Annotated in this window: 37 protein-coding genes and 2 pseudogenes; 2 read left to right on the top strand and 37 right to left on the bottom strand. The window is 71.7% G+C overall.

Annotation, left to right across the window (positions count from 1 at the left end; genetic code table 11):
* Positions 1-28: 28 nt before the first annotated feature.
* The 11 genes from rplQ to VEW93_06745 all read right to left on the bottom strand — a co-directional run bounded on the left by rplQ (position 29) and on the right by VEW93_06745 (position 7,908).
* Positions 29-382, bottom strand: coding sequence for a 50S ribosomal protein L17 (gene rplQ, locus VEW93_06795; GenBank protein HYI61496.1), 354 nt, complete (start codon positions 380-382; stop codon positions 29-31).
* A 21-nt stretch (positions 383-403) separates the two neighbouring features.
* On the bottom strand, positions 404-1,342 hold the full coding sequence (locus VEW93_06790) for a DNA-directed RNA polymerase subunit alpha (protein HYI61495.1): 939 nt from the start codon (positions 1,340-1,342) through the stop codon (positions 404-406).
* A gap of 53 nt (positions 1,343-1,395) precedes the next feature.
* A complete protein-coding gene (gene rpsD / locus VEW93_06785) occupies positions 1,396-2,010 on the bottom strand; it encodes a 30S ribosomal protein S4 (protein ID HYI61494.1) in 615 nt (204 codons plus the stop codon).
* A gap of 11 nt (positions 2,011-2,021) precedes the next feature.
* On the bottom strand, positions 2,022-2,420 hold the full coding sequence (rpsK, locus tag VEW93_06780; GenBank protein ID HYI61493.1) for a 30S ribosomal protein S11: 399 nt from the start codon (positions 2,418-2,420) through the stop codon (positions 2,022-2,024).
* Positions 2,420-2,797 carry a 30S ribosomal protein S13 gene (gene rpsM, locus VEW93_06775; protein ID HYI61492.1) on the bottom strand — a complete coding sequence of 126 codons (378 nt, stop codon included), beginning with the start codon at positions 2,795-2,797 and terminating at the stop codon, positions 2,420-2,422. The genes rpsK and rpsM overlap by 1 nt, the downstream gene beginning before the upstream one ends.
* Positions 2,798-2,841: 44 nt before the next feature.
* Complete coding sequence (gene rpmJ, locus VEW93_06770) at positions 2,842-2,955, bottom strand: 50S ribosomal protein L36 (GenBank protein HYI61491.1); 114 nt, start codon at positions 2,953-2,955, stop codon at positions 2,842-2,844.
* A gap of 47 nt (positions 2,956-3,002) precedes the next feature.
* Positions 3,003-3,227, bottom strand: a complete 225-nt coding sequence (gene infA, locus VEW93_06765; protein HYI61490.1) for a translation initiation factor IF-1 — start codon at positions 3,225-3,227, stop codon at positions 3,003-3,005.
* Between the two features lie 177 nt (positions 3,228-3,404).
* Positions 3,405-4,862 carry an extracellular solute-binding protein gene (locus VEW93_06760; protein HYI61489.1) on the bottom strand — a complete coding sequence of 486 codons (1,458 nt, stop codon included), beginning with the start codon at positions 4,860-4,862 and terminating at the stop codon, positions 3,405-3,407.
* A 103-nt stretch (positions 4,863-4,965) separates the two neighbouring features.
* Complete coding sequence (locus VEW93_06755; protein ID HYI61488.1) at positions 4,966-5,796, bottom strand: carbohydrate ABC transporter permease; 831 nt, start codon at positions 5,794-5,796, stop codon at positions 4,966-4,968.
* A complete protein-coding gene (locus VEW93_06750) occupies positions 5,786-6,694 on the bottom strand; it encodes a sugar ABC transporter permease (GenBank protein ID HYI61487.1) in 909 nt (302 codons plus the stop codon). The genes VEW93_06755 and VEW93_06750 overlap by 11 nt, the downstream gene beginning before the upstream one ends.
* Positions 6,691-7,908, bottom strand: a complete 1,218-nt coding sequence (locus tag VEW93_06745) for an ABC transporter ATP-binding protein (GenBank protein HYI61486.1) — start codon at positions 7,906-7,908, stop codon at positions 6,691-6,693. The genes VEW93_06750 and VEW93_06745 overlap by 4 nt, the downstream gene beginning before the upstream one ends.
* Before the next feature lie 144 nt (positions 7,909-8,052).
* Here VEW93_06745 and VEW93_06740 point away from each other — a divergent pair, with 144 nt between their 5' ends.
* Positions 8,053-10,779, top strand: coding sequence for an EAL domain-containing protein (locus VEW93_06740; protein ID HYI61485.1), 2,727 nt, complete (start codon positions 8,053-8,055; stop codon positions 10,777-10,779).
* Between the two features lie 16 nt (positions 10,780-10,795).
* On the opposite strand, the gene map is transcribed toward VEW93_06740, so the two are convergent.
* The 24 genes and pseudogenes from map to rplC all read right to left on the bottom strand — a co-directional run bounded on the left by map (position 10,796) and on the right by rplC (position 23,094).
* Positions 10,796-11,557 carry a type I methionyl aminopeptidase gene (map, locus tag VEW93_06735; protein ID HYI61484.1) on the bottom strand — a complete coding sequence of 254 codons (762 nt, stop codon included), beginning with the start codon at positions 11,555-11,557 and terminating at the stop codon, positions 10,796-10,798.
* Positions 11,558-11,559: 2 nt separating this feature from the next.
* The gene (locus VEW93_06730; protein ID HYI61483.1) at positions 11,560-12,249 is read right to left on the bottom strand and encodes an adenylate kinase; all 690 of its coding nucleotides are present in this window, start codon (positions 12,247-12,249) and stop codon (positions 11,560-11,562) included.
* 38 nt (positions 12,250-12,287) lie between these two features.
* Entirely contained in the window at positions 12,288-13,637 is a 1,350-nt protein-coding gene (secY, locus tag VEW93_06725; GenBank protein ID HYI61482.1) for a preprotein translocase subunit SecY, read from the bottom strand.
* A gap of 50 nt (positions 13,638-13,687) precedes the next feature.
* A complete protein-coding gene (gene rplO / locus VEW93_06720; protein HYI61481.1) occupies positions 13,688-14,176 on the bottom strand; it encodes a 50S ribosomal protein L15 in 489 nt (162 codons plus the stop codon).
* Positions 14,176-14,358 carry a 50S ribosomal protein L30 gene (rpmD, locus tag VEW93_06715; GenBank protein ID HYI61480.1) on the bottom strand — a complete coding sequence of 61 codons (183 nt, stop codon included), beginning with the start codon at positions 14,356-14,358 and terminating at the stop codon, positions 14,176-14,178. The genes rplO and rpmD overlap by 1 nt, the downstream gene beginning before the upstream one ends.
* The gene (gene rpsE, locus VEW93_06710) at positions 14,358-14,921 is read right to left on the bottom strand and encodes a 30S ribosomal protein S5 (GenBank protein HYI61479.1); all 564 of its coding nucleotides are present in this window, start codon (positions 14,919-14,921) and stop codon (positions 14,358-14,360) included. The genes rpmD and rpsE overlap by 1 nt, the downstream gene beginning before the upstream one ends.
* Positions 14,921-15,286: a 50S ribosomal protein L18 gene (gene rplR, locus VEW93_06705; GenBank protein ID HYI61478.1), complete on the bottom strand. Its 366-nt coding sequence runs from the start codon at positions 15,284-15,286 to the stop codon at positions 14,921-14,923. Before rplR ends, rpsE begins: the two co-directional genes overlap by 1 nt.
* Positions 15,283-15,411, bottom strand: a complete 129-nt coding sequence (locus VEW93_06700; protein HYI61477.1) for a hypothetical protein — start codon at positions 15,409-15,411, stop codon at positions 15,283-15,285. Before VEW93_06700 ends, rplR begins: the two co-directional genes overlap by 4 nt.
* Positions 15,412-15,421: 10 nt before the next feature.
* Positions 15,422-15,958 carry a 50S ribosomal protein L6 gene (rplF, locus tag VEW93_06695; protein ID HYI61476.1) on the bottom strand — a complete coding sequence of 179 codons (537 nt, stop codon included), beginning with the start codon at positions 15,956-15,958 and terminating at the stop codon, positions 15,422-15,424.
* A gap of 7 nt (positions 15,959-15,965) precedes the next feature.
* Positions 15,966-16,370, bottom strand: a complete 405-nt coding sequence (rpsH, locus tag VEW93_06690; GenBank protein HYI61475.1) for a 30S ribosomal protein S8 — start codon at positions 16,368-16,370, stop codon at positions 15,966-15,968.
* 16 nt (positions 16,371-16,386) lie between these two features.
* On the bottom strand, positions 16,387-16,572 hold the full coding sequence (locus tag VEW93_06685) for a type Z 30S ribosomal protein S14 (GenBank protein HYI61474.1): 186 nt from the start codon (positions 16,570-16,572) through the stop codon (positions 16,387-16,389).
* Positions 16,572-17,141 carry a 50S ribosomal protein L5 gene (gene rplE, locus VEW93_06680; GenBank protein HYI61473.1) on the bottom strand — a complete coding sequence of 190 codons (570 nt, stop codon included), beginning with the start codon at positions 17,139-17,141 and terminating at the stop codon, positions 16,572-16,574. The genes VEW93_06685 and rplE overlap by 1 nt, the downstream gene beginning before the upstream one ends.
* Positions 17,141-17,458, bottom strand: coding sequence for a 50S ribosomal protein L24 (gene rplX / locus VEW93_06675; protein ID HYI61472.1), 318 nt, complete (start codon positions 17,456-17,458; stop codon positions 17,141-17,143). The genes rplE and rplX overlap by 1 nt, the downstream gene beginning before the upstream one ends.
* Positions 17,458-17,826 carry a 50S ribosomal protein L14 gene (gene rplN, locus VEW93_06670; protein HYI61471.1) on the bottom strand — a complete coding sequence of 123 codons (369 nt, stop codon included), beginning with the start codon at positions 17,824-17,826 and terminating at the stop codon, positions 17,458-17,460. Before rplN ends, rplX begins: the two co-directional genes overlap by 1 nt.
* Positions 17,823-18,104, bottom strand: a complete 282-nt coding sequence (gene rpsQ, locus VEW93_06665) for a 30S ribosomal protein S17 (GenBank protein HYI61470.1) — start codon at positions 18,102-18,104, stop codon at positions 17,823-17,825. Before rpsQ ends, rplN begins: the two co-directional genes overlap by 4 nt.
* The gene (rpmC, locus tag VEW93_06660) at positions 18,101-18,316 is read right to left on the bottom strand and encodes a 50S ribosomal protein L29 (protein HYI61469.1); all 216 of its coding nucleotides are present in this window, start codon (positions 18,314-18,316) and stop codon (positions 18,101-18,103) included. Before rpmC ends, rpsQ begins: the two co-directional genes overlap by 4 nt.
* A complete protein-coding gene (gene rplP, locus VEW93_06655; protein HYI61468.1) occupies positions 18,316-18,732 on the bottom strand; it encodes a 50S ribosomal protein L16 in 417 nt (138 codons plus the stop codon). The genes rpmC and rplP overlap by 1 nt, the downstream gene beginning before the upstream one ends.
* Positions 18,733-19,014: 282 nt before the next feature.
* Positions 19,015-19,659: pseudogene (gene rpsC, locus VEW93_06650) on the bottom strand (30S ribosomal protein S3).
* A gap of 347 nt (positions 19,660-20,006) precedes the next feature.
* Positions 20,007-20,363 (bottom strand): annotated as a pseudogene (gene rplV, locus VEW93_06645) (50S ribosomal protein L22).
* Positions 20,360-20,644 (bottom strand): 30S ribosomal protein S19, encoded by a 285-nt coding sequence (gene rpsS, locus VEW93_06640; protein ID HYI61467.1) that lies wholly within the window; start codon positions 20,642-20,644, stop codon positions 20,360-20,362. Before rpsS ends, rplV begins: the two are co-directional and overlap by 4 nt.
* Before the next feature lie 6 nt (positions 20,645-20,650).
* Positions 20,651-21,487: a 50S ribosomal protein L2 gene (gene rplB / locus VEW93_06635; protein HYI61466.1), complete on the bottom strand. Its 837-nt coding sequence runs from the start codon at positions 21,485-21,487 to the stop codon at positions 20,651-20,653.
* A gap of 7 nt (positions 21,488-21,494) precedes the next feature.
* Positions 21,495-21,785: a 50S ribosomal protein L23 gene (rplW, locus tag VEW93_06630; GenBank protein ID HYI61465.1), complete on the bottom strand. Its 291-nt coding sequence runs from the start codon at positions 21,783-21,785 to the stop codon at positions 21,495-21,497.
* Positions 21,782-22,444, bottom strand: a complete 663-nt coding sequence (rplD, locus tag VEW93_06625; GenBank protein ID HYI61464.1) for a 50S ribosomal protein L4 — start codon at positions 22,442-22,444, stop codon at positions 21,782-21,784. The genes rplW and rplD overlap by 4 nt, the downstream gene beginning before the upstream one ends.
* A complete protein-coding gene (gene rplC / locus VEW93_06620) occupies positions 22,444-23,094 on the bottom strand; it encodes a 50S ribosomal protein L3 (GenBank protein HYI61463.1) in 651 nt (216 codons plus the stop codon). Before rplC ends, rplD begins: the two co-directional genes overlap by 1 nt.
* 320 nt (positions 23,095-23,414) lie before the next feature.
* Between rplC and VEW93_06615 the strand changes: the two genes are divergently transcribed.
* The gene (locus VEW93_06615) at positions 23,415-25,148 is read left to right on the top strand and encodes a hypothetical protein (GenBank protein ID HYI61462.1); all 1,734 of its coding nucleotides are present in this window, start codon (positions 23,415-23,417) and stop codon (positions 25,146-25,148) included.
* An 80-nt stretch (positions 25,149-25,228) separates the two neighbouring features.
* On the opposite strand, the gene rpsJ is transcribed toward VEW93_06615, so the two are convergent.
* Together rpsJ and tuf are read right to left on the bottom strand one after the other, a co-directional pair.
* Entirely contained in the window at positions 25,229-25,555 is a 327-nt protein-coding gene (gene rpsJ / locus VEW93_06610) for a 30S ribosomal protein S10 (GenBank protein ID HYI61461.1), read from the bottom strand.
* A 65-nt stretch (positions 25,556-25,620) separates the two neighbouring features.
* Positions 25,621-25,774, bottom strand: a 154-nt coding sequence (gene tuf, locus VEW93_06605) for an elongation factor Tu (protein HYI61460.1), incomplete at its 5' end; no start/stop codon positions are given.

Here is a 25,774-nt window from a genome sequence, read left to right as displayed (position 1 = left end):
CCCGACCCCAGCCCCCCGGCCCAGGCCCCTACACCAGCTCTAGATAGACCATCTCGGTCGAGTCGCTGCGGCGCGGACCGAGCTTGAGGATGCGGGTGTAGCCGCCGGGACGGTCGGCGTAGCGGGGGCCGATCTCGCTGAACAGCGTCGAGGCCACCTCCTTGTCCCGGAGGAAGGCGACGACCTGGCGGTGGTTGTGGATCCCGCCCTTCTTCGCCTTGGTGATGACCTTCTCGGCGATGGGACGCAGCGCCTTGGCCTTGGCCTCGGTGGTGACGATGCCCTCCGCGGCGATGAGCGAGGCCACCAGGTTGGCCATCATGGCCTTCTGGTGGGCGGCGTCACCGCCGAAGCGGCGGCCCTTCTTGGGTGTGGCCGGCATGGCTCGATACTCCTTCGAATCTCAGTCGCGGGTGCGCAGCGACAGGCCACGCTCGTCCAGCTTGGCGATGACCTCGTCGAGCGACTTCTGGCCGAAGTTGGTGATGGCCAGGAGGTCGTCCTCCGTCTTCTCCAGGAGCTCGCCGACGGTGTTGACCTGGGCGCGCTTGAGGCAGTTGCGGGGGCGCTCGGACAGGTCGAGGTCCTCGATGGGCAGCTCCAGGTCCGGCGAGCCGGTGGTGGCGCCGTCGGCCTCGGTGAGGGTCAGGCCCTGGGGCTCGTCGCTCATGTCCTCGATGAGGCCGACCAGGGCCTTGAGGGTGGCGCCGGCCGAGGCCAGGGCGTCGCGGGGGGTGATGGAGCCGTCGGTCTCGATGTCGAGGACCAGCTCGTCGAAGTCGGTGTCCATCTCCACCCGGGTGGGCTGGATGTCGAAGGCGACCCGGCGGACGGGCGAGAAGATGGCGTCGACGGGGATGACGCCGATGGTGGCGCTGCCCTTGTCGCGATCGGCGGGCTGGTAGCCCTTGCCCCGGTCGATGGTGATGTCCACCGAGAGCCGGCCCTTGCTGTTGAGCGAGGCCAGACGGAGGCCCGGGTTCAGGATCTCGACATCCGAGCTGAGCTGGATGTCCTTGGCCGTGACCTCGGCCGGGCCCCGCACGTCGAGGCGCACGGTGACCGGCTCCTCGGACAGCGAGGTGAGCACCAGGTCCTTGAGGTTCAAGATGATGTCGGTGATGTCCTCGGTGACACCGGTGATGGTGTCGAACTCCTGGATGGCGTCGTCGAAGCGGACCTCGGTCACCGCCGCACCGGGGATGGAGGAGAGCAGGGTGCGGCGCAGGGAGTTCCCGAGCGTGTGGCCGAAGCCGGGCTCGAGAGGGCTGATGGAGAACCGCTGGCGGTTGTCCTTCTCCTCGTCGAGCGCCTCGACGGACGGGCGTTGGATGACCAGCATCGGGGGCCTTCCTCAGGTTTCTGTGAGAGCGAGTTCTGGGGGGAGCGGGAGGACTACTTGGAGTACAGCTCGACGATGAGCTGCTCACGCACGGGCACGTCGATCTGGGCCCGGAGCGGCAGCTCCCGCGCCGTGACCTGGAAGCCGTCGTCGCCGGCCTCCAGCCACTCCGGCTGGCGCCGGTCGAGGGTGTCGAGGTTGTGGCGGATGACGATCATCCCCCGGGCCTTGTCCCGCAGGGAGATCACGTCGCCCTTGCGGACCCGGTAGCTGGGGATGTCGACCCGCTTGCCGTTGACGTTGACCATGCCGTGGCCGACGAACTGCCGGGCCTGGGGCCGGGTCGAGGCCCAGCCGGCCCGGAAGGCCACGTTGTCGAGCCGGAGCTCGAGCATGCGCAGCAGGTTCTCGCCGGTGACGCCCTGCTGGCGGGTGGCCTCCTTGTAGAGGTTGGAGAACTGCCGCTCCAGCAGGCCGTAGATGTACTTGGCCTTCTGCTTCTCCTGGAGCTGGAGCAGGTACTCCGACGGCTGGCGCCGGCGGGCCCGGCCGTGCTCACCCGGCGGGTAGGGCTTCTTGTCCAGCAGGCGCTGGCCCTTGTCGTTCTCGAAGATGTTGACGCCGAGGCGGCGGCTGATCTTGACCTTGGGTCCGGTGTAGCGAGCCATCTGTCTCTCCCTCAGACCCGGCGCCGCTTGGGTGGGCGGCAGCCGTTGTGGGGCACGGGGGTGACGTCCTTGACGCCAGTGACCTCGATGCCGGTGTTCTGGATGGTGCGGATGGCCGTCTCGCGGCCCGAGCCGGGGCCCTTGGTCTGCACGTCGACCTTGCGGACGCCGTGCTCCATGGCCCGGCGGGCGGCCTGCTCGGCCGCCATCTGCGCCGCGTAGGGGGTGGACTTGCGGGAGCCCTTGAACCCGACGTTGCCGGAGCTGGCCCAGGCGATGACGTTGCCCTCCAGGTCGGCGATGGAGACGATCGTGTTGTTGAACGTGCACTTGATGTGGACCACGGCGTGGCTGACGTTCTTGCGTTCGCGCTTGCGGGGGCGACGACCGCCCGGCTTCGGCTTGGCCATTACTTGCGCACCTTCTTCTTGCCGGCCACGGTCTTCTTGGGGCCCTTGCGAGTACGAGCGTTGGTCTGGGTCCGCTGGCCGTGCACGGGCAGGCCCTTGCGGTGGCGGAGGCCCTGGTAGCAGCCGATCTCCATCTTGCGCTTGATGTCCTGCTGGACCTCGCGCTTGAGGTCGCCCTCGACCTTGAGGTTCTGGTCGATCCAGGCCCGGATCTTGTTGATCTCGGTGTCGGTCAGGTCGCGGACCCGGGTGTCGGCGTCGACGCCGGTGGCCTCGCAGATCTGGGCCGCGGTGGTGGTCCCCACGCCGAAGACGTAGGTGAGGGAGATGACGAGGCGCTTCTCCCGAGGGATGTCGACGCCGGCGATGCGGGCCATGGCTCAGGCTCCTCCGCGGAGGGTGGTGGGATGTGAAGACATGCTCAGCCCTGCCGCTGCTTGTGGCGGGGGTTGGTGCAGATGACCTGCACCCGCCCGTGGCGACGGATGATCTTGCACTTCTCGCAGATCGGCTTGACGCTGGGTCGGACCTTCATGGTGGGCTTTCGTGGAGAGGTGCGTGGCGTGGGGCGGGCGGAGGGGCTTACTTGAACCGGTAGGTGATGCGGCCCCGGGACAGGTCGTACGGGGTGAGCTCGACCTGGACCCGATCACCCGGAAGGATCCGGATGTAGTGCATGCGCATCTTCCCCGAGATGTGGGCCAGCACCGTGTGGCCGTTCTCGAACTCCACCTTGAACATGGCGTTCGGGAGCGACTCCAGCACGGTCCCCTCGAGGACGATCGCGTCTTGCTTGGGCTTGGGCAGCGGTCCACTCCTGACCAGAGGGCGGGGTTCGGCACCGGCCGCTCGCGACGGGGCGCGAAGGCCATCCGGGCCGAAGGACGATGCTAGACGCGGCTCCTCGGCGGTTCCAACCCCGGCAGATCGGCCAGTCTGGCCCATCTCCGGGGCGGCCGGAGGGGATGTCCGGCCCGGCCGGGGTCAGCCGCCGGCGTTGTCCTCGGCGTAGCGCTCGAGGGCGGCGTCGAGCTCCCGGTCGGCCTGGGCGATCACCGCGTCGACCGACGCCCCCTGGTAGGCGATGCGGCTGAGGGCCCCCTCGATGATCGAGGCGTAGTCGGTGGTCGGGCCGACCACCGGGCCGACCCGCTCGGGATCGACGCCGGCCAGTTGCTCGGAGGCCACCCCCAGCATCTGGCCGGCCAGGCCCGAGGACCAGAACTCCCGGATGGCGGGCAGCTCGGCCACCCCCTGGCCCACCGGCAGGTACGACCCCTTGGTGTGCCACTTGACCTGGCCGGCCTCGGAGGCCATGAACCGGGAGAAGGCCCAGGCCGCGGCCTGGACCTCCGGGGGGTTGGTGGAGGGGATGAAGAAGGCCCCCCCACCGATCTGGGCCTGGCCCGGCTCCTCCAGGCCCGGGAACGGGCCGGCGGCCGGGGTCAGGCCCTCCAGGTCGAGCTCGGGGGCGTCGATGCCTCCGGTGTCCACGCTCTGCCCCCCCACGAAGGCCTCGATGGTGGTGGCGGCGGTGGAGGTCTCGATGACCATGGACGAGGCCTCGGTGGCCACTGACAGGAACTGGTCGACGCCGCCGACGGCGTGGGGCTGGGCCAGGCCCCGGCGGACCATGCGGGACACCCACTCCAGGACCTCCCGGGTGGCCGGGTTGTCGAAGGTGGCCTCGGTGGCCAGGCCGTCGCGGCCGTCGCCGTGGTTGACCATCTGCTCGCCCACGCCCCCGACCCAGTACTCGACGAAGCCGTTGGCCAGCAGCAGGGCCAGGGGCTTGTCCACCCCGGAGGCCTTGAGGGCCTCGGCCGCCTCCTCCACCTCGGCCAGGGTGCCGGGGGGGTCGTCGGGGTCGAGGCCGGCCGCCGCGAACTGCGACTGGTTGTAGTACAGGATGTTGCTCGACACGGTGGGCAGGGCCGGCCAGTACGTGCCCTCGGAGCTGAGGGCGGCCCGGGCCGCGGGGATCACGTCGGGCTCGATGCCCTCGGCGTCGAAGCACTCCTGGGCCGGGGCCAGGGTGCGGGTGTCGATGAGGACCTGGAGGTCCTTCACGTCGGCGTGGAGCAGGCCGGGGAGCTGCCCGCCGGCCACGCCCTGGATGTAGGCCTGGAGCACCTCGCCGTAGGTGACGCCCTGGGAGCGGACGGTGACCCGCACGTCGTCCTGGGAGGCGTTGAACTCGTCGGCCAGCTCCTCCAGGGTGGTCTTGGCCACGGCGTTGATGGCGTGCCACACCTCCAGCTCGACCGGCCCGTCGGCCTTCTCTAGGGGGGTGAGGCAGTCCTCGCCCTCCTTCTGGGGGCCGCTCTGGCCCTGCACGGCCAGGGACCGCTCGGAGCGGACGCAGGCCGGGGCGACCAGGGCCAGGACGGCCAGGGCGGCCAGCAGCCGCAGCACGGCCCGACGGGGACCGGGGGCGCTCATCCCTTCACCGCCCCGGCCGTGAGTCCACGGACACGGAGCCGAGCCGCCAGGCGAGGCGACCAGGCCAGCACGGTGGCGTTGGTCCGAGGCGCAGCCGAGGACATCACCCCTTCACCGCCCCGGCGGTCAGGCCCCGGACGACGTGGCGTTGGAAGAAGATCAGGAGGACGATCATGGGCAGGGCCACCAGTAGGCCGCCGGCCACGATGAGGTTGGCGTTCTCCGGGTTGGAGCTGAGGCTCCGCACCGCGATGGGCGCCGTGCCCCACTCGTCGGGCCGGGTGGTGACGATGCGGGGCCAGAGGTACTGGTTGTAGGCCCCCAGGAACGAGATGAGGGTGAAGGCGGCGATCACCGGCCGGGACAGGGGCACCACCAGTCGGGTGAGGAGCTGCCAGTGGGTCCACCCCTCCAGCCGGGCCGCGTCGCGCAGCTCGGACGGCACCCCCAGGAAGGCCTGGCGGATCAGGAACGTCCCCAGGGCGGTGGCCAGGAAGGGCACGATCAGGCCCTGGAAGCTGTTGCGCCAGCCCAGGTTGCTGATGGTGGCCAGGTTGGGCAGCACCGTCACCTCCAGGGGCAGGAGCAGGGTGGCCATGAACAGGGCGAAGACCAGCCGCTTGAACGGGAACCACAGGTAGGCGAAGGCGTAGGCGGCCAGCACCGAGGTGGCCACCTGGGCCGCGGTGATGGCCACCGTCACCACCAGGCTGCGGCCCATGGCCCCACCCAGGTTGCCGTTGCGCCAGGCCCGCTGGAACACGTCGGACTGGACGTCCTTGGGGACGAGCAGGGCGTCGCCGCCGAGGATGGTGGTGGGATCCGAGACGGCTCGCACGAAGGCGAAGTAGACGGGCAGCAGGACCAGGAGCGACAGGGCGCCCAGCAGGGCGTACCAGCCCAGGCGGCGTCCGGGGGTGGACTCACTCGCCATAGTGGACCCTCCGCTCCAGGAGCAGGAACTGGGCCAGGGTGACCACGAAGGTCACCGCGAAGAGGCCCACCGACATGATGGAGCCGTCCCCCAGGCGGTCGGGGGTGCGGTTCTCGAAGATCTTGAACACGATGGTCTCGGTGGCCTGGTCGGGCCCGCCCGGAGGCTTGGTCAGGGCGTCGATCTGGGCGAAGGCCTGGAAGGCGTTCACCACCAGGATCACCAGCAGGAACATCAGCACCGGGGAGATGAGGGGCAGGGTCACCCGGAAGAAGCGGCGCAGGGGCCCGTGGCCGTCCAGCATCGACGCCTCCTCCACCTCCCGGGGGATGGCCTGGAGGCCGGCCAGCACGATCACGAAGGACAGGCCCAGGGTCTGCCACGAGGAGGCCAGGGCCACGCCGATCATGGCCGTGTCCGGCTGGGCCAGCAGGTCCGGCTCCTTGATGAGGCCGATGGACGGGTTGAGCAGGGCCAGGAAGATGAACCCGGCCACCGCGGTGGAGGTGGCCACGGTGGAGGTGAAGATGGTCTGGAAGATCTTGATGCCCCGCAGCCGCCGGTTGGCCACCACGGCCAGCACGATGCCCAGGAGGAGGCCGACGGGCACGGTGAGGAGCAGGAACTGGACGCTGTGCCCGATCCCCTCCCGGAACTCGTCACCCCCCAGCACGTCGCGGTACTGGCCCCAGCCCACGTAGCGGAGGTTGTCGCCGGCGATGTTGTTGCGGTACAGGCCCCGGACGATGAGCTGCTCGAAGGGGTAGTAGAAGAAGACGGCGAAGACGACCAGGGACGGGGCCAGGAACAGCAGGGCCAGCCCCGCCTCCCGCCAGCGGGGCGTGTCGCGCACCTTGGCCCCGCGGGCCGCGGCCAGCTCCCGCCGCACCGCCGTCACCCTCCGACCCCCACCGGCTCGTCGGGCTCGGCGCCGTCGCCCCCGATTCCGCCGGGACCGGTCACCGGCGGCCCGTCCAGGCCCAGCCGCCAGCCGGTGGCCCCGTCGAAGAGGTGGACCTGGCCGTCCAGGGGGGTCAGGGCGATCTCGGAGCCCGGCTCCGGTGCCGGCAGGCCGGGGGCCAGGCGGACCACCCAGCGGCCGGGGGAGGCCCCGGTGGCCAGGGGGGAGCCGACCTCGTCGGCCGGGCCCCCGACCAGGTCGACCGAGGCCTGGGCCTCGTGGCCCAGCCACTCGACGTGGTGCACCCGGGCCCGCAGGGGGCCGTCGGCCGTCACCTCCAGGTGCTCGGGGCGGACGCCGACGACGACCTCGCCCCCGGCCGGCGCGTCGGCCACCGGCAGCTGGCTGGCGCCGATCTGCACGACGCCGCCCCCGGCCGGGCCCCGGGCCGTGTTCATGGGGGGGTTGCCGACGAAGCCGGCCACGAAGACGTTGGCCGGGGCCTCGTAGACCTCACGGGGCGTCCCCACCTGCTGGAGGTGCCCGTCGGCCAGGATGGCCACCCGGTCGGCCATGGTCATGGCCTCGATCTGGTCGTGGGTGACGTAGACGATGGTGGTGCCCAGCCTCGTGTGCAGGTCGATGAGCTCGGCCCGGGTCTGGGCCCGCAGCTTGGCGTCGAGGTTGGACAGCGGCTCGTCCATGAGGAACACCGCCGGCCGCGACACCACGGCCCGGGCCACCGCCACCCGTTGGCGCTGGCCGCCGGAGAGGGCCCCGGGCTTGCGCTGCACGTAGTCCGCCAGGCCCAGCATGCGCACGGCCTCGTCCACCCGGGCCTGGCGCTCGGCCTTGGTCAGCTTGCGGACCTCGCCCTCGGCCCCGTCGTCGACCCGGGTGGGCTTGGACAGCAGGGGCGACTCGATGTTCCGGGCCACGGTCATGTGGGGGTAGAGGGCGTAGCTCTGGAACACCATGGCGACGTCGCGCTGGGCCGGCACCACCGAGTTCACCACCCGGTCCCCGATGGAGAGGTCGCCGCCGCTGATGTCCTCCAGCCCGGCGACCATCCGCAGGGCGGTGCTCTTGCCGCACCCCGAGGGGCCGAGGAGGACCATGAACTCGCCGTCCTCCACGTGGAGGTCGAGCTGGTCGACGGCGGTCACCTCCCCGTACCGCTTGGTCACGCCGTCGAAGGTCACGCTGGCCATGCGCGCACCCTACGCGAGCCGGTCGCGCCGAGGGGGCGGGGGGGTGGCCGGCGGCGGTCGACCCCGTGAACAGGTGGGGATCGGGGCTGTCACCCGTACGGGGGGAAGCCTCAACCGTGGGCCACGGCAACCGAAGGGCAAGTGATGGCACCAGCGCCCGAGACCCCGGTCCGGGCCCGGCCGCGGCCCGGCGAGCGACGACTCGTCGTCCCGGTCCTGGCCGTCGTGGCCGTCGGGTCGGCGCTGACCCACTTGGTCCGGCCCACCGGCCTGGTCGGCCAGTGCTCCTACCTCGGGGGCCTGGTGGTGGCGGCCGTGCTGGCCTGGGTGGGCGTCACCCGGCTCGACCCCGGGCGGCGGGGCCCCTGGCGCCGGGTGGCCCTGGGGGTCACGCTGACCATGGCGGCCGACGTCGTCTACCAGGCCCAGACCTGGCTCTGGGGCTCGACGCCGGATGTGTCGGCCGCCGACCTCCTGTGGCTGGGGTCGTACGGGGCCCTGGCCGCCGGGCTGGTGGCGCTCCGGCCCCCGGCCCGGTCGCGCCGCGGGGTCGGCGTCGACCTGAACGATCTCATCGAGTCGCTGGTGGTGGCGGTGGTGGCCCTCCTGGTGGTGTGGGAGGTGGCGCTGGCCGACCTGTTGGCCGACAGCTCCGTGGCCGACCTGTCCAAGGTGACGTGGACGGCCTACCCCGTGCTCGACGTGGTGCTTCTGGCCCTGGTCGTCCGGGTGGCCATCGACCGGCACCAGGGTCTCAGCCCTCCGCTGCTGATGGCGTCGCTGGGCGCCACCTGCTGGATGGCGGCCGACTTCGGCTTCCTGGTCGACACCGACGGCTCGGCCGGCCGGTGGCTCGACGTGGGGTGGATGGTGGCCCTGATCCTGCTGGGCGGCAGCGCCCTGTCGGCCGGTGCCGCCGAGGGGCCCGGCGGGACCGTCAGGCCCCGGCGGACCGCCGGGCGTCGCATGTGGACCGTCATGTGGCCGCTGCTGCTCCCCGGGGGGTTCGAGCTGCGGGCCTACCTGGCCGGCGAGGACACCAACCCTGTCCCCCTCCTGGTGGTGACGGCGACCCTGGTCGCCCTGGCCACCGTGCGGGGCCACCGCCTCCTCGGCGACGCCGAGGCGGCCCGGGCCACCGTCGAGGCCCGCGAGCTCCACTTCCGTCGGCTCACCGCCAACTCGGCCGACGCCGTGATCGTCCTGGACGACCAGGGCCGGGTCAAGGAGGGCTCGAGGAACCTGGCCCGCCTGGTGGGCATCGACCCTGCGGAGATCATCGGGGTCCCGGTCACCGACGGCTCCGAGCTCGTCGACCGGGCGGCGGTGCGGGCTCTCCTGGCCCGGGCCCTGGCCGCGCCGGGCGCGGTGCTCGAGGGCGAGGTCGGCGCCGTGCACCGGGACGGCCGGGACCTGGCCCTCGCCGCTCGGGTGGTCAACCTCCTCGACGACCCGGCCGTGGCCGGCGTCGTCGTCAACCTCCACGACGTCACCGACCGGCGGCGGGCCGAGCGGGACCTGGTGCACCAGGCCTTCCACGACGGGCTGACCGGCTTGGCCAACCGCGCCCTGTTCAGCGACCGGGTCGAGCAGGCCCTGCGGCGGGCTGGTCGCACGGGGTGCGACCCGGCCATCGTCTTCGTCGACATCGACGGGTTCAAGACCGTGAACGACCGCTTCGGCCACGCGGCCGGCGACACGCTCCTGCGGGAGATCTCGGCGCGCCTCCAGGACGCCGTCCGGACGACGGACACCGTGGCCCGCCTGGGCGGCGACGAGCTGGCGGTGCTGATCGAGCAGCACCACCACCACGCCGATGAGGCCGGTACCACCGCGGAGCGGATCCTGCAGGCCCTGAGCGTGCCCATCGAGGTCGACGGCCAGCTCATCGCCGTGACGGCCAGCGTGGGCGTGGCCGTGGCCGAGCCGGCCAGCACCAGCGCCTCGCTCCTCCGCAACGCCGACATCGCCATGTACCGGGCCAAGGCGGGCGGCAAGGGGCGCGTCGTGCTGTACGACGCCGCCATGGGGGCCGAGGCCGGTGAGGCCGTGCAGATGCGGGCCGACCTGGCCACCGCCGTCGAGCGGGCCCAGCTGGAGGTCCACTACCAGCCGGTGGTCGAGCTGGCCGGCGAACGGGTGGTGGGCTTCGAGGCACTGTTGCGGTGGCGGCACCCGCAGCTCGGCCTGCTGGGGCCCGACCGGTTCATCCCCGTCGCCGAGGAGACGGGGCTCATCGTCCCCATCGGGAGGTGGGTGCTGGACACCGCCTGCGCCACCGCGGCGGCGTGGCTGGCCGCAGGGTTGGACCGGGGCTCACGGCTCACCATGGCCGTCAACCTCTCGGCCCGCCAGCTGGCCGACGACGACCTCGTCGCCGACGTGGAGGCGGTCCTGGCCAGATCCGGCCTGGAACCCGCCCGCCTGGTCCTGGAGATGACGGAGACGGCCCTGGTGGCCGACCCGATCGCCGCCGCCGACCGGCTCCGCTCCCTCAGCGACCTGGGGGTGCGCCTGGCCGTGGACGACTTCGGGACCGGGTACTCGTCCCTGAGCTACCTCCGTCAGTTCCCGATCCACATCCTCAAGATCGACCGCTCTTTCGTGGAGACCATCACCGACGAGGCCCGGATCCCCCCGATCGTCCGCGGCCTCCTCGACCTGGGGCGGACCCTGCAGCTCGAGGTGGTCGCCGAGGGCATCGAGCGGGACGTCCAGCGCAGCTGGCTCCGCGACGCCAACTGCGACCTCGGCCAGGGCTTCTTCTTCGCCCGGCCCCTCACCTCCGGCGACGCCGAGCTCCTGCTGGCTCGGACGGGACCGGACGGCGAGCTCGACGGCGGCCGGGGGCGTGTCGCCGACCGGCGCTGAACGTCGGCGGGGCCGGTCAGGGGAGGGTGAGGATCTGGGGGCCGTCGTCGGTGACGGCCACGGTGTGCTCGGCGTGGGCGGCCCACGACCCGTCCACGGTGACGACGGTCCACCCGTCGATGAGGGTGGCGGTGTCGGGGGTGCCGGTGGCCACCATGGGCTCGATGGCCAGGACGTTGCCGGCCCGGAGGCGGAGGCCCCGGCCCGGGCGGCCCACGTTGGGCACGTTGGGCGGCTCGTGCATGGCCCGGCCGATGCCGTGGCCGGTGTAGCCGTCGACCACGTGCAGGCCCGCCGCTTCCACCACCGACTCCACCGCGTGGCCGACGTCGCCCAGGTGGCGGCCGGCGACCATGTGAGCGACGGCCGCGTCCAGGGCGGCCTCGGTGGCCTCGATGAGGTGCCGGGCCTCGTCCGAGATGGCGCCCACCCCGGCGGTGTAGGCGGCGTCGCCGTGCCAGCCGTCGACCACGGCGCCGCAGTCCACGGAGACGATGTCGCCCTCCTCCAGCACCCGGTGGCCGGGGATGCCGTGCACCACGACCTCGTTGGGCGAGGCGCAGATCACCGCCGGGTAGGTGCCGCCCACGCCCAGGAAGTTGGAGGTGGCCCCCCGCTCGGCCAGCACCTGGCGCCCGATGCGGTCGAGCTCCCCGGTGGTGGTCCCCGGGCGCAGGGCGGCCCGGGTGCGCTCGTGCATCTCGGCCACCACCCGGCCGGCCCGGCGCAGGGCGGCCAGCTCCTCGGCGGTGCGCCGGGTGATCCCCCCGGGCCGCACGGTCAGGGGGACGAGACGGCGGGGCCGGCGGAGCCGACCCCCTCGGGGCGGCCGGCGGAGGTGCGGGCGTCGACCACGGCCAGGACCCGGGCGAACACCTCGTCGGTGGACCCCAGGCCGTCGACGGTCTCCAGCAGGCCCAGCCCCCGGTAGTGGTCCACCAGCGGGGCGGTGTCGCTCTCGTAGACCTCGAGGCGCTTGCGGATGGCCTCGGGCCGGTCGTCGTCGCGCTGGCGCGGTGTGCCGCCGCACTTGGGGCAAACCCCGTCGGCGATGGCCTCGTCGTCGGCCGAGTACACCGTGGCGCAGCCGTCGCAGGTGCGCCGCGACGAGATGCGCTCGATCACCACCTCGTTGGGCACCACCAGCTCGACCACCACGTCCAGCGGCTGCCGGGCGGTGATGTCGGCCAGGGCCTGGGCCTGGCCCACGGTGCGGGGGAAGCCGTCGAGGATCCAGCCCCGGCCCGCGTCGGGCTCGTGCAGCCGGTCGTCCACGATGCCGATCATCACGTCGTCGGGCACCAGGTCCCCGGCGTCCATGATCTGCTTGGCCCGCTGGCCCAGCGGGGTGCCGTCGCGGACCGCGGCCCGCAGCATGTCCCCGGTGGAGATGTGGGGGACGGCGCACAGGGCGGCCAGGCGGGTCGCCTGCGTGCCCTTCCCCGCGCCCTGGCGGCCGAGGATCAGCATGCGGACCCCCGGGTGGGAGCCCGGACCGCGCTCAGGGGTCACGACTTCAGGAAGCCCTCGTAGTTGCGCATCATGAGCTGGCTGTCGATCTGCTTCATGGTCTCCAGGGCCACGCCCACCGCGATCAGGATCGAGGTGCCGAAGAACCCGAGCTGGAGGCTGGCGTTGCCCTCCAGGGTCTGACCCAGCACGAAGGCCGGCACCAGGGCCACGAAGCAGATGAAGAGGGCGCCGGGCAGGGTGACCCGGTTGAGGATGCGGCCCAGGTAGCGCTCGGTCTGGGGCCCGGGGCGGATGCCGGGGATGAAGCCACCCTGCTTGCGGATCTGGTCGGCCTGCTTGTGGGGGTCGAACTGGATGGCGGCGTAGAAGTAGGCGAAGCCCACGATGAGCACGCCGTAGATGCCGAGGTACAGGGGGCTGGTGCCCTTGCTGAAGTGGTCGTTGATGAAGCCCTGGGTCTCGTAGGCCCAGTTGCCGCCGCCGTCGGCGTTCTGCTTGGCCGGCAGCACGCTGCTGATCATCACCGGCAGGTACAGCATCGAGTTGGCGAAGATGATGGGGATCACGCCCGAGCCGTTGACCTTGAGCGGGATGTAGGTGCTCTGGCCGCCGTACTGGCGCCGCCCCACCACCCGCTTGGCGAACTGCACCGGGATGCGGCGCTGGCCCTGCTCGACGAAGACGATGGCCACCAGCACCCCGAGGAACATCACGCCCACCAGCACCATGGCGATGGTGCCCGACTCGGCCCGGACGGAGCCGAAGTTGGCCGGGAGCTGGCTGACCACCGAGGCGAAGATCAGCAGGGACATGCCGTTGCCGATGCCTCGCTGGGTGATCAGCTCGCCCATCCACATGATGAGGGCGGTGCCGGCGGTGAGGCTGATGACCACGATCAGCACCCGGCTCCAGTTGTAGGCGCCGCCGAACAGGTCGACGGTGCCCAGCGGGTTGCCGCCGGCGAAGCCCTGGCCACCGTTCTTGAACAGGAAGGTGAGGCCGGTGGACTGCATGACGGCGATGGCCACCGTGAGGTAGCGGGTCCACTGGGTGATCTTGCGCTGGCCCACCGCCCCCTGCTGCTGCCACTGCTCCAGCTTGGGGATCACCACGGCCAGGATCTGCATGATGATCGAGGAGGTGATGTAGGGCATCACGCCCAGCGCGAACACCGCGAACTGGGTGATGGCCCCGCCCGAGAACAGGCGCAGGAACTCCAGGGCGCCGCTCTGGGTCTGGTCCTTCAGGGTCTGCAGGGTGGAGACGTCCACGCCGGGGACCGGCACGTGCGATCCCAGCCGGTACAGCAGGATCATGAAGACGGTGAAGCCGATCTTGTTGCGGAGATCCTCCACCTTGAACATGTTCTTCATGCTCGAGAGCACGGCGGTTCCTCTCGGGTCGGCCCGGAAGGGGTGAGCGGGCCGGGGCCGGCTCAGCGGTTGGTGAGGTGGTTGCCCTTGGCCGGCGGGCGACGGTCCCCCCAGGGCTTGGGCAGGATCTCCACCGTACCCCCCGCGGCGGTGATGGCGGCTTCAGCCGCCGCCGACACGGCGTGGGCCGAGACCTGCACGGCCCGGGTGATCTCGCCCCGGGCCAGGACCTTGACCAGAGCGCCCTTGTGCACCAGGCCGTGGGCCCGGAGGGAGTCGGGGGTGACGGTGTCGTCGCCGGTGGCGTCGAGCGTGTCGAGGTTGATGGCCTGGTACTCGACCCGGAACGGGTTGGTGAAGCCACGCAGCTTCGGGACCCGCATGTGGAGGGGCATCTGGCCGCCCTCGAAACCGGTGGGGACCTTGCCGCGGGCCTTCTGGCCCTTGGTGCCGCGGCCGGCGGTCTTGCCGCCCTTGCCGCCGATGCCCCGGCCGACGCGCTTGCGGGACCGGTTGGAGCCCGGGGGCGGGGTGAGGTCGTGGATCTTCATCAGTCGGTCTCCTCGACGGTGACCAGGTGGGGGACCCGGGCCAGCATGCCCCGGATCTCCGGGCGGTCGGGCAGGACGTTGGAGCGCCCGATGCGACCCAGCCCGAGGGCGCGGAGGGTGCCCCGCTGCTTGGGCTTGGACCCGATGGCCGAGCGGGTCTGGGTGACCTTGAGGGCGGCCATCACGCCACCTCGTCGGGCACGTGCGGGCCGCGCTCGGACTCGAGGTAGGCCTGGAGCAGGCCCTTGGGCACGAACTCCTCGGCCGAGAGGCCCCGCAGGCGGGCGACCTCGTCGGGCCGCTTGAGGGCCTTGAGGCCGTTGATGGTGGCCCGGGCGACGTTGATGTGGTTGGCCGAGCCCAGGGACTTGCACAGCACGTCGTGGATGCCGGCCTCCTCCAGGATGGCCCGGGCCGCGCCGCCGGCGATCACGCCGGTGCCGGGGGCGGCCGGCTTGAGCATGACCCGGGCCGCGCCCTGCACCCCGATGATGGGGTGGGTCACGGTGCTGCCGGCCAGGGGCACGGCGAACATGTTCTTCTTGGCCTCCTCGGTGCCCTTCTGGATGGCCAGGGGCACCTCCTTGGCCTTGCCGTAGCCCAGGCCGACCCGGCCCGCCCCGTCGCCGATCACCACGAGGGCGGTGAAGGAGAAGCGGCGGCCACCCTTGACCACCTTGGCCACGCGGTTGATGTCGATGACGCGGGACTCCCGCAGCTGAGCATCGCTGGTGGTGGGGGGCATCAGAACTCCAGTCCGGAGGTGCGGGCGGCGTCGGCCAGGGCCGCGACCCGGCCGTGGTAGCGGTTGCCACCCCGGTCGAAGACGACCTGGCTGACGCCCGCCTCCTTGGCCCGGGAGGCCAACAGCTCGCCGACCTTGGTGGCGGCGGCCACGTTGCCACCCACGGCGTCGCGCAGGTCGGCCTCCAGGGTGGAGGCGGAGGCCAGGGTGCGGCCGGTGGCGTCGTCGATGACCTGCGCCGAGATGTGCTTGTTGGAGCGGAAGACGGCCAGGCGGGGCCGCTCGGCCGTGCCCCTGACCTTCTTGCGCACCCGCCGGTGACGCCGGATCCGGGACTCTCTCTTCTTCTGGGCGCTGTCGCTCATGGGTGCACCATCACTTCGTGGGACAGGCCGACGGGGTCGCTGATCACCGGGCACCAATGAGCGCCGTCGGCTTCGCCGCCGGAGGGCTCGCTGTGTTGTCTGATTCGCTCGCTGCGCTCGCTCATGGTTTCGGTCCTACTTCGCGGTCTTGCCGGCCTTGCGGACGACGTGCTCGTCGGCGTACCGGACGCCCTTGCCCTTGTAGGGCTCGGGCTTGCGGATGGCGCGGATGTCGGCGGCCACCTGGCCGACCTGCTCCTTGTCGGCGCCCCGGACGACGATGCGGGTGGGCACCGGCACCTCGAAGGTGATGCCCGTGGGGGCGTCGACCCGGACGGGGTGGCTGAAGCCGAGCGCCAGGTCGAGGGTGGAGCCCTGGAGGGTGGCCCGGTAGCCGGTGCCGATGATCTCCAACTCCTTGCTGAACTCCTGGCTGACGCCGACCACCATGTTGTTGACCAGCGAGCGCACCAGGCCGTGCATGGCCCGGGTGCGGCGCTCGTCGTCGGGGCGCTCGACCAGCAGCGTGTCGCCGTCCTGGCGGATGGTGACGGTGCCGGGCAGGTCGCGGGCCAGGGTGCCCTTGGGGCCCTTGACGGTGACGGTCCGCCCGGCGATGGCGATGTCGACGCCGGAGGGGACGGGGATGGGGGCTTTGCCTACGCGGGACATGAAGACCTCACCACACGAAGCAGAGGATCTCCCCGCCCACGTTGCGCTTGCGCGCCTCGCGGTCGGTGAGCAGCCCCTGGCTGGTCGAGACGACGGCGACACCGAGGCCGCCGAGCACCCGCGGGATCTCCTTGGACTTGCGGTAGACCCGCAGGCCCGGCTTGGAGACGCGTTGGATGCCGGAGATGGTGCGGGACCGCTCGGGCGAGTACCGCATGGTGATGTGCAGCGTGGCGCCGGGGCGGTCGGTGTTGTCCTCCACCCGGAAGGCGTCGATGTAGCCCTCCTTCTTGAGGACGGTGGCCAGCGCCTCCTTCTGCTTGGAGCTGGGCATGCGAACCTCGTCGTGCATCGCCACGTTGGCGTTGCGGATGCGGGTCAGCATGTCTGCGATGGGATCGGTCATCGTCACTTGGTCTGCACCTCCCTCACCAGCTGGCCTTGGTCACGCCTGGGATCTCGCCGGCGTGGGCCATCTCACGCAGGCAGATCCGACAGAGCTTGAACTTGCGGTACACCGAGTGGGGACGGCCGCACCGCTGGCACCGGGTGTAGGCCCGGACCTTGAACTTGGGCGTCTTGTTCGCCTTGTTTATGAGCGCCTTCTTGGCCATTACTGCCCCTCACGCTTGAACGGGAAGCCGTAGGCGGCGAGCAGTGCCCTGCCTTCGGCGTCGGTGCGGGCCGTGGTCACGATGGTGATGTCCATGCCTCGCGTCGCGTCGACCTTGTCGTAGTCGACCTCTGGGAAGATGAGCTGCTCGGTCACGCCGAACGTGTAGTTGCCGTGGCCGTCGAACGACCGGGGGTTGAGGCCCCGGAAGTCGCGGATGCGGGGGATGGCCAGGCTCACGAGCCGGTCGAAGAACTCCCACATGCGATCGCCGCGCAGGGTGACCTTGGCGCCGATGGCGTTGCCCTCCCGGAGCTTGAAGCCGGCGATCGACTTCTTGGCCCGGGCCACGGCCGGCCGCTGGCCGGTGATGACGGTGAGGTCCTTGACCGCGCCGTCGAGCAGCGAGGGCTGGCCGACGGCGTCGCCGACCCCCATGTTGACCACGATCTTCTCGAAGCGGGGGACCTCCATCACGTTGCGGAGGCCCAGCTCGTCCTTGAGCTGGTCGCGGACCTGGTCGTGGTAGCGCTGCTTGAGGCGTGGCACCTCGGTGGTTGCAGTGGCCATCAGATCTCCGCTCCCGTCCGCCGGCAGATCCGGATCTTCGAGCCGTCGCCGAGCACCTTGTAGCCGACCTTGGTCGGCTTGCCGTCGCTGGGGCTGATGAGGGCGACGTTGGGCACGGGGATGGGCATGTCCTTGTCGATGATGCCGCCCTGGCTGGTGGCCGACTTGGCCTTCTGGTGCTTCTTGGCCACGTTCACGCCGTCGACGATCACCTTGTTGTCCTTGGGGATCACCTTCATGATCGTGCCCTCCTTGCCCCGGTCCTTGCCGGTGAGGACCCGGACCCGGTCACCCTTCCTGAGCTTGATGCCTGCCATCACAGGACCTCCGGTGCGAGCGAGACGATGCGCATGAAGCGCTTGTCGCGCAGCTCCCGGCCCACCGGTCCGAAGATGCGGGTGCCCCGGGGCTGCTGCTGGTCGTTGATGAGGACGGCGGCGTTCTCATCGAAGCGGATGTAGGAGCCGTCCGGTCGACGCTTCTCCTTCTTGACCCGCACGACGACGCACTTGACGACCTCGCCCTTCTTCACCGCGGCGCCGGGGATGGCGTCCTTGACGGTGGCGACGAAGATGTCGCCGATCGAGGCGTAGCGCCGCTTGGAGCCGCCCAGCACCTTGATGCAGAGCACCTCCTTGGCACCGCTGTTGTCCGCGACTCGCAGTCGCGACTCTTGCTGGATCATCGGGCCTGCTCCAGCACTTCGACCAGGCGCCAGCGCTTCAGCTTGGACAGGGGGCGGATCTCCTGGACCCGGACCCGGTCGCCCACCTTGAGGACGTTCTCCTCGTCGTGGGTGTAGAGCTTGGTGCTCTGCTGCACGGTCTTGCCGTACAGCCGGTGGCGCTGGCGGGAGGTGACGGTGACCACCGCCGTCTTGTCCATGGCGGCCGACGTCACGATGCCCTCGCGCACCTTGCGGCGGTTGGGGCGCTCGGTCGGGGTGTCCGTCTCGGGGCTCATCGGCTCTCCTCGCTCTCGGCCTCGGCGATCTCACGCCGGCGCAGCTCGGTCAGGATGCGGGCCACGTCACGGCGGGCCGCCCCGATGGCTCGGTCGTTGTCGAGCTGGCCGGTGGCATGGCGGAAGCGGAGGTTGAACAGCTCCTCGCGGGCCTCGGCCAGGCGCTCGGCCAGGGTGGTGTCGTCGATCTCGACGATGTCGGACGTTGCCATCAGAACTCCGCCTCACGGGGCACGAACTTGGCCTTGATGGGCAGCTTCTGGATGGCCCGGTCGATGGCGGCCCGGGCCACCTCGGGGTCGTGGTAGCTGAGCTCGAAGAGGATCCGGCCCGGCTTGACCACGGCCACCCAGCGCTCGGGGTTGCCCTTGCCCGAGCCCATGCGGGTCTCGGCCGGCTTCTCGGTGACGGGCTTGTCCGGGAACAGGTTGATCCAGACCTTGCCGCCACGCTTGATGTGGCGGGTCATGGCGATGCGGGCGGCCTCGATCTGGCGGGCGGTGACCCACCCGGGCTCCAGGGCCTGGATGCCGTAGTCGCCGAAGGTGACGGTGGTGCCACCCTTGGCCGGGCCGCCGGTGCGGCCGCGGTGGGTCTTGCGGTGCTTGACCTTGCGGGGCATCAACATGATCTAGTCACCGTCCCCGGGGCGGAAGTGGGGGGTCTCGTGGTGCTCGCGAACCGAGCGCTCGATGGCCTCCTCCTCCTCCAACAGCTTCTCGAACTCGGGATCGGCCTCGCCGATGAGGGGCTTCTCCTCCTCACCCTCGGCCGCCGGGGCGGCCTCGGCCGCCGGGGCCTCGGGGGCGGGACGGCGACCCTTGGAGGACACCACCGCGGGCCGGGGGGCGCCCGGGCCGCCGGCGGCCTCGCCCACGGCCATGGCCGCCTCCTTGGCGATCTTCTCCTCGGTGCTGGCCTTGTAGGGCAGGATGTCGCCCTTGTAGATCCAGACCTTGACGCCGATGCGGCCGGCGGTGGTGCGGGCCTCGCGGAAGCCGTAGTCGATGTCGGCCCGCAGGGTGTGCAGGGGGACCCGGCCCTCGCGGTACCACTCGGTGCGGCTCATCTCCGAGCCGCCCAGGCGGCCCGAGCACTGGACCCGGATGCCGAGGGCGCCGGCCTTCTGGGCGTTCTGCACGGCCCGCTTCATGGCCCGGCGGAAGGCCACCCGGCCCGCCAGCTGGTCGGCCACGCCCTGGGCGATGAGGGCGGCGTCCAGCTCGGGCTGCTTGATCTCCTGGATGTTGAGCTGGACCCGGTTGTTGCCGGTGATCTTGGTCAGGCTGGCCCGCAGCTCGTCGGCCTGGGCGCCGCGGCGCCCGATGACGATGCCGGGGCGGGCGGTGTGGACGTCGACCCGGACCCGGTCCCGGGTCCGCTCGACCTCGATGCGGCTGATGGCGGCGTGGGGCAGCGCCGACATGATCATGTCGCGGACCTTCCAGTCCTCGATCACCAGGTCGGCGTACTCGGCCCGGCCGGCGAACCAGCGCGACTTCCAGTCGGTGGTGACGCCGAGCCGGAACCCGTAGGGGTTGACCTTCTGGCCCATCAGCTGTCCTTGTCGTCGGTGTCGGCAGCGTCGGCGTCGCCGCCGTCGCTGGCTTCTGGCTCGTCCTCGGTGGCCGCCCCGGCCTCGCTCGGCTCCTCGGCGGCACCGACGGCTTCGTCCACCGCGGCCTCGGCCTCGGTGACCTCGGCGTCGTCGGGGGACGTGTCGTCGGTGGGGGTGTCGGTGGCCTCGGCCTCGCCGCCCTGGGCGGCGCGGGACTTGGCCACCCGGGCCCGGCGGTCGCCGGCCCCGACGCTGCGGCGGCGGCCGCCGCGGCCGGCCTCGGTGGCGAGGCCCTTCTGGTTCTGCTCCTGCCAGCGCCGGAGCTGCCCCTCCTCCATGCGGCCCACGATCACCGTGATGTGGCAGGTCCGCTTGCGGATCCGGGTGGCCCGGCCCCGGGCCCGCGGGCGCCAGCGCTTGAGGGTGGGGCCCTCATCGGCGTAGCAGGCCACCACCTTCAGGGTGTCGGGGTCGTGGCTGTCGTTGTTCCGGGCGTTGGCCACGGCCGAGGCCAGGACCTTGCGGACGACCTTGGCCACATCGCGATCGGTGAAGGCCAGGACCTGGTCGGCGTCGCGCACGTGCAGGTCCCGGATGAGGTCCAGGACCTCGCGGGCCTTGTAGGCCGAGACCCGCTGGAAGCGGACCTGGGCCCGCGTCCCCGGGCGCTCGTTGGTCTTCACACCGCTCCCGTGACTCATCGCCGGCCCCTCGCGCCCTTCTCCTGGCCGGCGTGGTACCGGAAGGTGCGGGTGGGGGCGAACTCGCCCAGCTTGTGGCCGACCATCGACTCGGTGATGTACACGGGCACGTGCTTGCGCCCGTCGTGCACGGCGATGGTGTGGCCCACCATGTCGGGGATGACGGTGGAACGGCGCGACCAGGTCTTGACGACCTTCTTCTCGCCCTTCTCGTTGAGGACGTCGACCTTGGCCAGCAGGTGGCCGTCGACGAACGGGCCCTTCTTGAGTGAACGGGGCATGACCTACTACCTCCGCGAGCCGCGGGTGCGGCGACGCCGGACGATGAGCTTCTGGGACGGCTTGTTCTTGTCGCGGGTACGGCCCTCGGGCTTGCCCCACGGGGAGACGGGGTGGCGGCCGCCGGAGGTCTTGCCCTCGCCGCCACCGTGCGGGTGGTCGACCGGGTTCATGGCCACGCCCCGGGTCTGGGGGCGGACGCCCTTCCAGCGGTTGCGGCCGGCCTTGCCCACCTTGACCAGCTCGGCCTCGGAGTTGCCGACCACGCCGACCGTGGCCCGGCAGTCGATGGGCACCCGGCGCATCTCGGTGCTGGGGAGGCGCAGGGTGGCGAACTCGCCCTCCTTGGCCACCAGCTGGACGCTGGAGCCGGCGCTGCGGGCCATGCGGCCCCCACCGCCGGGCTTGAGCTCGACGTTGTGGATGGTGGTGCCGACCGGGATGTAGCGCATGGGCAGGGCGTTGCCGGGGCGGATCTCGGAGCCCTGGCCCGACTGGAGCATGTCGCCGACGGCGACGCCGCGGGGGGCCAGGACGTAGCTCTTGGCCCCGTCGACGTAGTGCAGCAGGAGGACGCGGCAGTTGCGGTTGGGGTCGTACTCGACCGCCGCCACCTTGGCCGGCACGCCGTCCTTGGTCCGCGTGAAGTCGACCTGGCGGTACTGGCGCTTGTGGCCACCACCCTTGTGCCGGGCCGTCTTGTGGCCCTGGCTGTTGCGGCCGCCGGTGCGGGGCCGGGGGCCGACGAGGGACTTCTCGGGGCGGTCGCGGGTGATCTCCGAGAAGTCGGAGACGGTCTGGAACCGGCGACCGGCGCTGGTGGGCTTGCGCTTGCGGAGTGCCATCAGTGCCTCAGTTCTCGAACAGGGGGATCGAGTCGCCCTCGGAGAGGGTGACGATCGCCCGCTTGGTCGCGGCTCGGGTCCCGATCTTGCCGGTGCGACGGTTCCGCACCTTCTTGCCCGCCCGGTTCAGGGTGTTCACCCGCAGGACGGTGACGTCGAAGATCGACTCCACGGCGTCGTGGATCTCGGGCTTGGTGGCGTCGGGGTGGACGAAGAACGTGTACTGGTTGGCCTCCAGCAGGGCGTAGGACTTCTCGCTCACGACCGGCTTGAGGATCACCTGGCGAGGGTCCCTCATCGCTCCTCCTCCGCGGCATCGGGGGTCGCACCGTGGCCGCCCCGGGAGATCGGGGTGTCGCTGGGGACGGTGTCGGGGGTGAACACGATCCAGTCGGCCACGAGCACGTCGTAGGCGTTGATCTCGCCGGCGGTCAGGATGTGGACATCGGTCAGGTTGCGGAAGCTCTTCCACACCGCCTCGTCCTCGGCCCGCAGCACCAGCAGGACCTTGCCGTCGAGGCCCAGGTCCTTCAACGCCGAGGCGGCCAGGGCCGTCTTGGGGGCGTCCCAACCGAAGTCGACGACCTTGACCTTGCTGTCGGCGGCCCGGTCGGACAGGGCCGAGCGCAGGGCCAGGCGCACCATCTTCTTGGGGGTGCGCTGGCTGTAGTCGCGGGGCTTGGGTCCCAGGGCCACGCCGCCGCCCCGCCACATGGGGGAGCGGATCGAGCCGGCCCGGGCCCGGCCGGTGCCCTTCTGCTTCCAGGGCTTGGCCCCGCCACCCCGAACCTCAGAGCGGGTCTTGGTGGACTGGGTGCCGCTGCGCCGAGCCGCGAGCTGGGCGGTGACCACCTGGTGCAGCACGGCTCCGTGGGGCTCGATGCCGAACAGGGCGTCGTCCAGGTCGGTGGTGCTGGTCTTCTTGCCGCTGGCGTCGACCACGTCGATGGTGGGCATCAGGCTTCCCTCCCGTTCGCCTTCACCGCGTCGCGCACGAGCACCAGGCCGCCCTTGGGGCCGGGCACGGCTCCCCTGACCAGCAGCAGGTTGCGCTCGACGTCGGCCCGCACCACCTCGAGGTTGAGGGTGGTGACCTTCTGGCCGCCCATGCGGCCCGGCATGCGCTGGCCCTTGAACACCCGGGACGGGGTGGCGCAGGCGCCCACGGCGCCCGGCTTGCGGTGCACCCGGTGGGCGCCGTGGCTGGCCCGCTGGCCGGCGAAGCCGTGGCGCTTCATGGCCCCGGCGAAGCCCTTGCCCTTGCTGACCGCGGTGACGTCGATGCGCCCGCCGGCGGCCAGGATGTCGACCGAGAGCTCCTGGCCGACCTGGTAGTCGGACACGTCGTCGAGGCGGAGCTCGACGAGGGTGGGCCCGGGCTCCACGTCGGACTTGGCGAACTGGCCGGCCACCGGCTTGGTGAGCTTGGAGGCCTTCTTCTGGCCGAAGGTGACCTGCAGGGCGCTGTAGCCGTCGCGCTCCGGGGTCTTGACGCTGACCACGCGGCACGGCTCGACCTGCAGGACGGTGACCGGGACGACCTTGCGGTCATCGTCCCAGATCTGCGTCATGCCGAGCTTGGACCCGACGATCGCTTTGGTTGCCATGGCTCTCTCTTCTCGCGGAGGAACGGGAGGTCCGTTCACGCGGACGCTCCGCTCGGGGGGCCCGGCGGAGCGTCGTCTCGGTTGTGCCCCGGGGTTCCCCACCCTGAGGTGAGGCGCCCGGAGACGTCAGTTCTCCGGCGGGGAGCCCCTCGACCCGGAGGTCGATCAGCTCCCTCGCACGAGAGGGAGACTGTAGCGGCGCCCCCTCCTTCGGTCCAAGTGGCCGCCCCGCCCTGCGACGAGGTGTCGCCCTGCACCTCGTAGCTCCGCCGCCGGCCCCGTCCGCGGCGACCGTGCGCCGGGGCGTGCCAGGCTCGGGCATGCCCGGACCGACGCTGCTGGCCGACGTGGTGGACACCTCGGCCGCGGTGGCGGCCACGTCGGGGCGCTCGGCCAAGCGCGACGCCCTGGCCGCCCTGCTGGGGCGCCTGGCCCCCGACGAGGTGGTGCCGGTGGTGGGGTTCCTGGTCGGCGAGCCCCGGCAGGGCCGCATCGGCATCGGCTGGCGGACCCTGGCCTCGGCGGCCGTCCCGCCGGCCGGGGTGGCCACCCTGGCTGTGGCCGAGGTCGACCGGGCCCTGGACGAGCTGGCCGGGCTGGGCGGGCCCGGCTCGGCCGCCCAGCGCCGCGCCCTGCTGTCCGGCCTGCTGGGCCGGGCCACGGCCGAGGAGGCCCGCTTCCTCACCCTCCTGCTGGGGGGCGAGCTGCGCCAGGGGGCGCTGGCCGGGGTCATGGCCGACGCCGTGGCCCGGGCGGCCGAGATCCCGGCCCCCGTGGTGCGGCGGGCGGCCATGCTGGGCGGCGACCTGGGCCTCATCGCCCGCATCGCCCTCACCGACGGGTCCGAGGGCCTGGCCGGCATCGGCCTGGTGGTGGGCCGGCCCCTCCAACCCATGCTGGCCTCCACCGCGGCCACCGTGACCGAGGCGGTGGAGGCCATGGACCAGGCAGTGGTCGACTGGAAGCTGGACGGCATCCGCATCCAGGCCCACCGGCAGGGCGACGACGTGCTGGTGGTGACCCGCAACCTCAACGACATCACCGCCCGGGTGCCCGAGGTGGTCGAGGTGGTGCGAGGCCTGCCCGCCGGCCAGCTCGTCCTCGACGGCGAGGTCCTGCTGGTGGACCCGGCCGGGCGCCCGGTCCCCTTCCAGGACACGGCCAGCACCGTCAGCCGGGACGTGCCGGCCGGTGACCCCGGCGGAGCCGGTGGGACCGCCGACCAGGCGACCGGGGGCGGGGACGGGCGGGACGGGGCGCCAGCCGCGGCGGCCGAGAACCACCCGCGGGCCGGCCCGGAGACGGCGACCGGCGGCCCCGGCCAGGAGGGAGCGGTTGCCGGTGGGGCCGCGGCCCGCCCCTGGTTCTTCGACCTGCTGCACCGGGACGGCATCGACCTGGTCGACGCTCCCCTCCTCGAGCGGCGGCGGCTCCTGGTCGAGGTGGCCGAGGCTTGGACCGTGCCCCACGTGGTCACCGACGACCCGGTGGCCGGGGCCCAGGTGCTGGACGACGCCCTGGCCGCCGGCCACGAGGGAGTGGTGGTGAAGGCGGCGACGTCGCCCTACGAGGCCGGCCGGCGGGGCAAGGCCTGGCGCAAGGTGAAGCCGGTCCACACCCTCGACCTGGTGGTGCTGGCTGCCGAGTGGGGCAGCGGCCGCCGGGTGGGCTGGCTGTCCAACCTCCACCTGGGGGCCCGGGCCGACACCGGTGACGACGGCCAGCCCGGCCCCGGCGACCCCGACCGGGGCGACGGGTTGGTGATGGTGGGCAAGACGTTCAAGGGCCTCACCGATGAGCTGCTGGCCTGGCAGACCGAGGCCCTGCTGGCCCGGGCCGTGCGGGAGGAGAGCTGGGGAGGCCCCCGCACCGGCGTGGTCCACGTCCGGCCCGAGCTGGTGGTCGAGATCGCCCTGGACGGCGTCCAGCGCTCCACCCGCTACGCCGGCGGCGTGGCCCTCCGCTTCGCCCGGGTCGTCCGCTACCGCCCCGACAAGGACGCCGCCGACGCCGACACCATCACCACCGTCCGCGCCTTCACCGCCGGCAGCTGACGCGCCCCGGGCGCGACGGAGCCGCCCCGAGGGGCGGCTCTGCCGGAGAGATCGACCGACCCCCGGAGGGTCGGGACGGGCTAGGCCGTCTGGATCTTGATCTCGATGTCGACGCCGGCCGGCAGCTCGAGCCGCTGGAGGGAGTCGACGGTCTTGGGGGAGGGCTCCAGGATGTCGAGGAGGCGCTTGTGGATGCGCATCTCGAAGTGCTCGCGGGAGTCCTTGTCGATGTGGGGCGACCGGATCACGCAGTAGCGGTGGATCTCTGTGGGGAGCGGAACGGGCCCCCGAACCCTCGCCTGGGTCCGCACGACCGTCTCGACGATCTTCTTCGTCGACTGGTCGATGATCTCGTGATCGTAGGCTTTGAGCCTGATCCGGATCTTCTGTCCTTTGGCATCCGCCATGGGGGTTCCCTGCTCTTTGCTTTTCGCTTTTCGGGGGGTCCTCGGGGGGCGGAGCCCCCCGAGTGCTACTTCAGGATCTTGATCACCCGACCGGCCCCCACGGTGCGGCCACCTTCGCGAATGGCGAAGCGGAGGCCCTCTTCCATGGCGATCGGGTTGATGAGCTCGACGGTCATCTCGACGTTGTCACCGGGCATGACCATCTCCACGCCCTCGGGC

Source organism: Acidimicrobiales bacterium (genome assembly GCA_035630295.1).
GTDB lineage: Bacteria > Actinomycetota > Acidimicrobiia > Acidimicrobiales > Iamiaceae > Iamia.
Note: the sequence above shows the minus strand (reverse complement) of the source record. Positions and strands in the feature narration are given on the sequence as shown.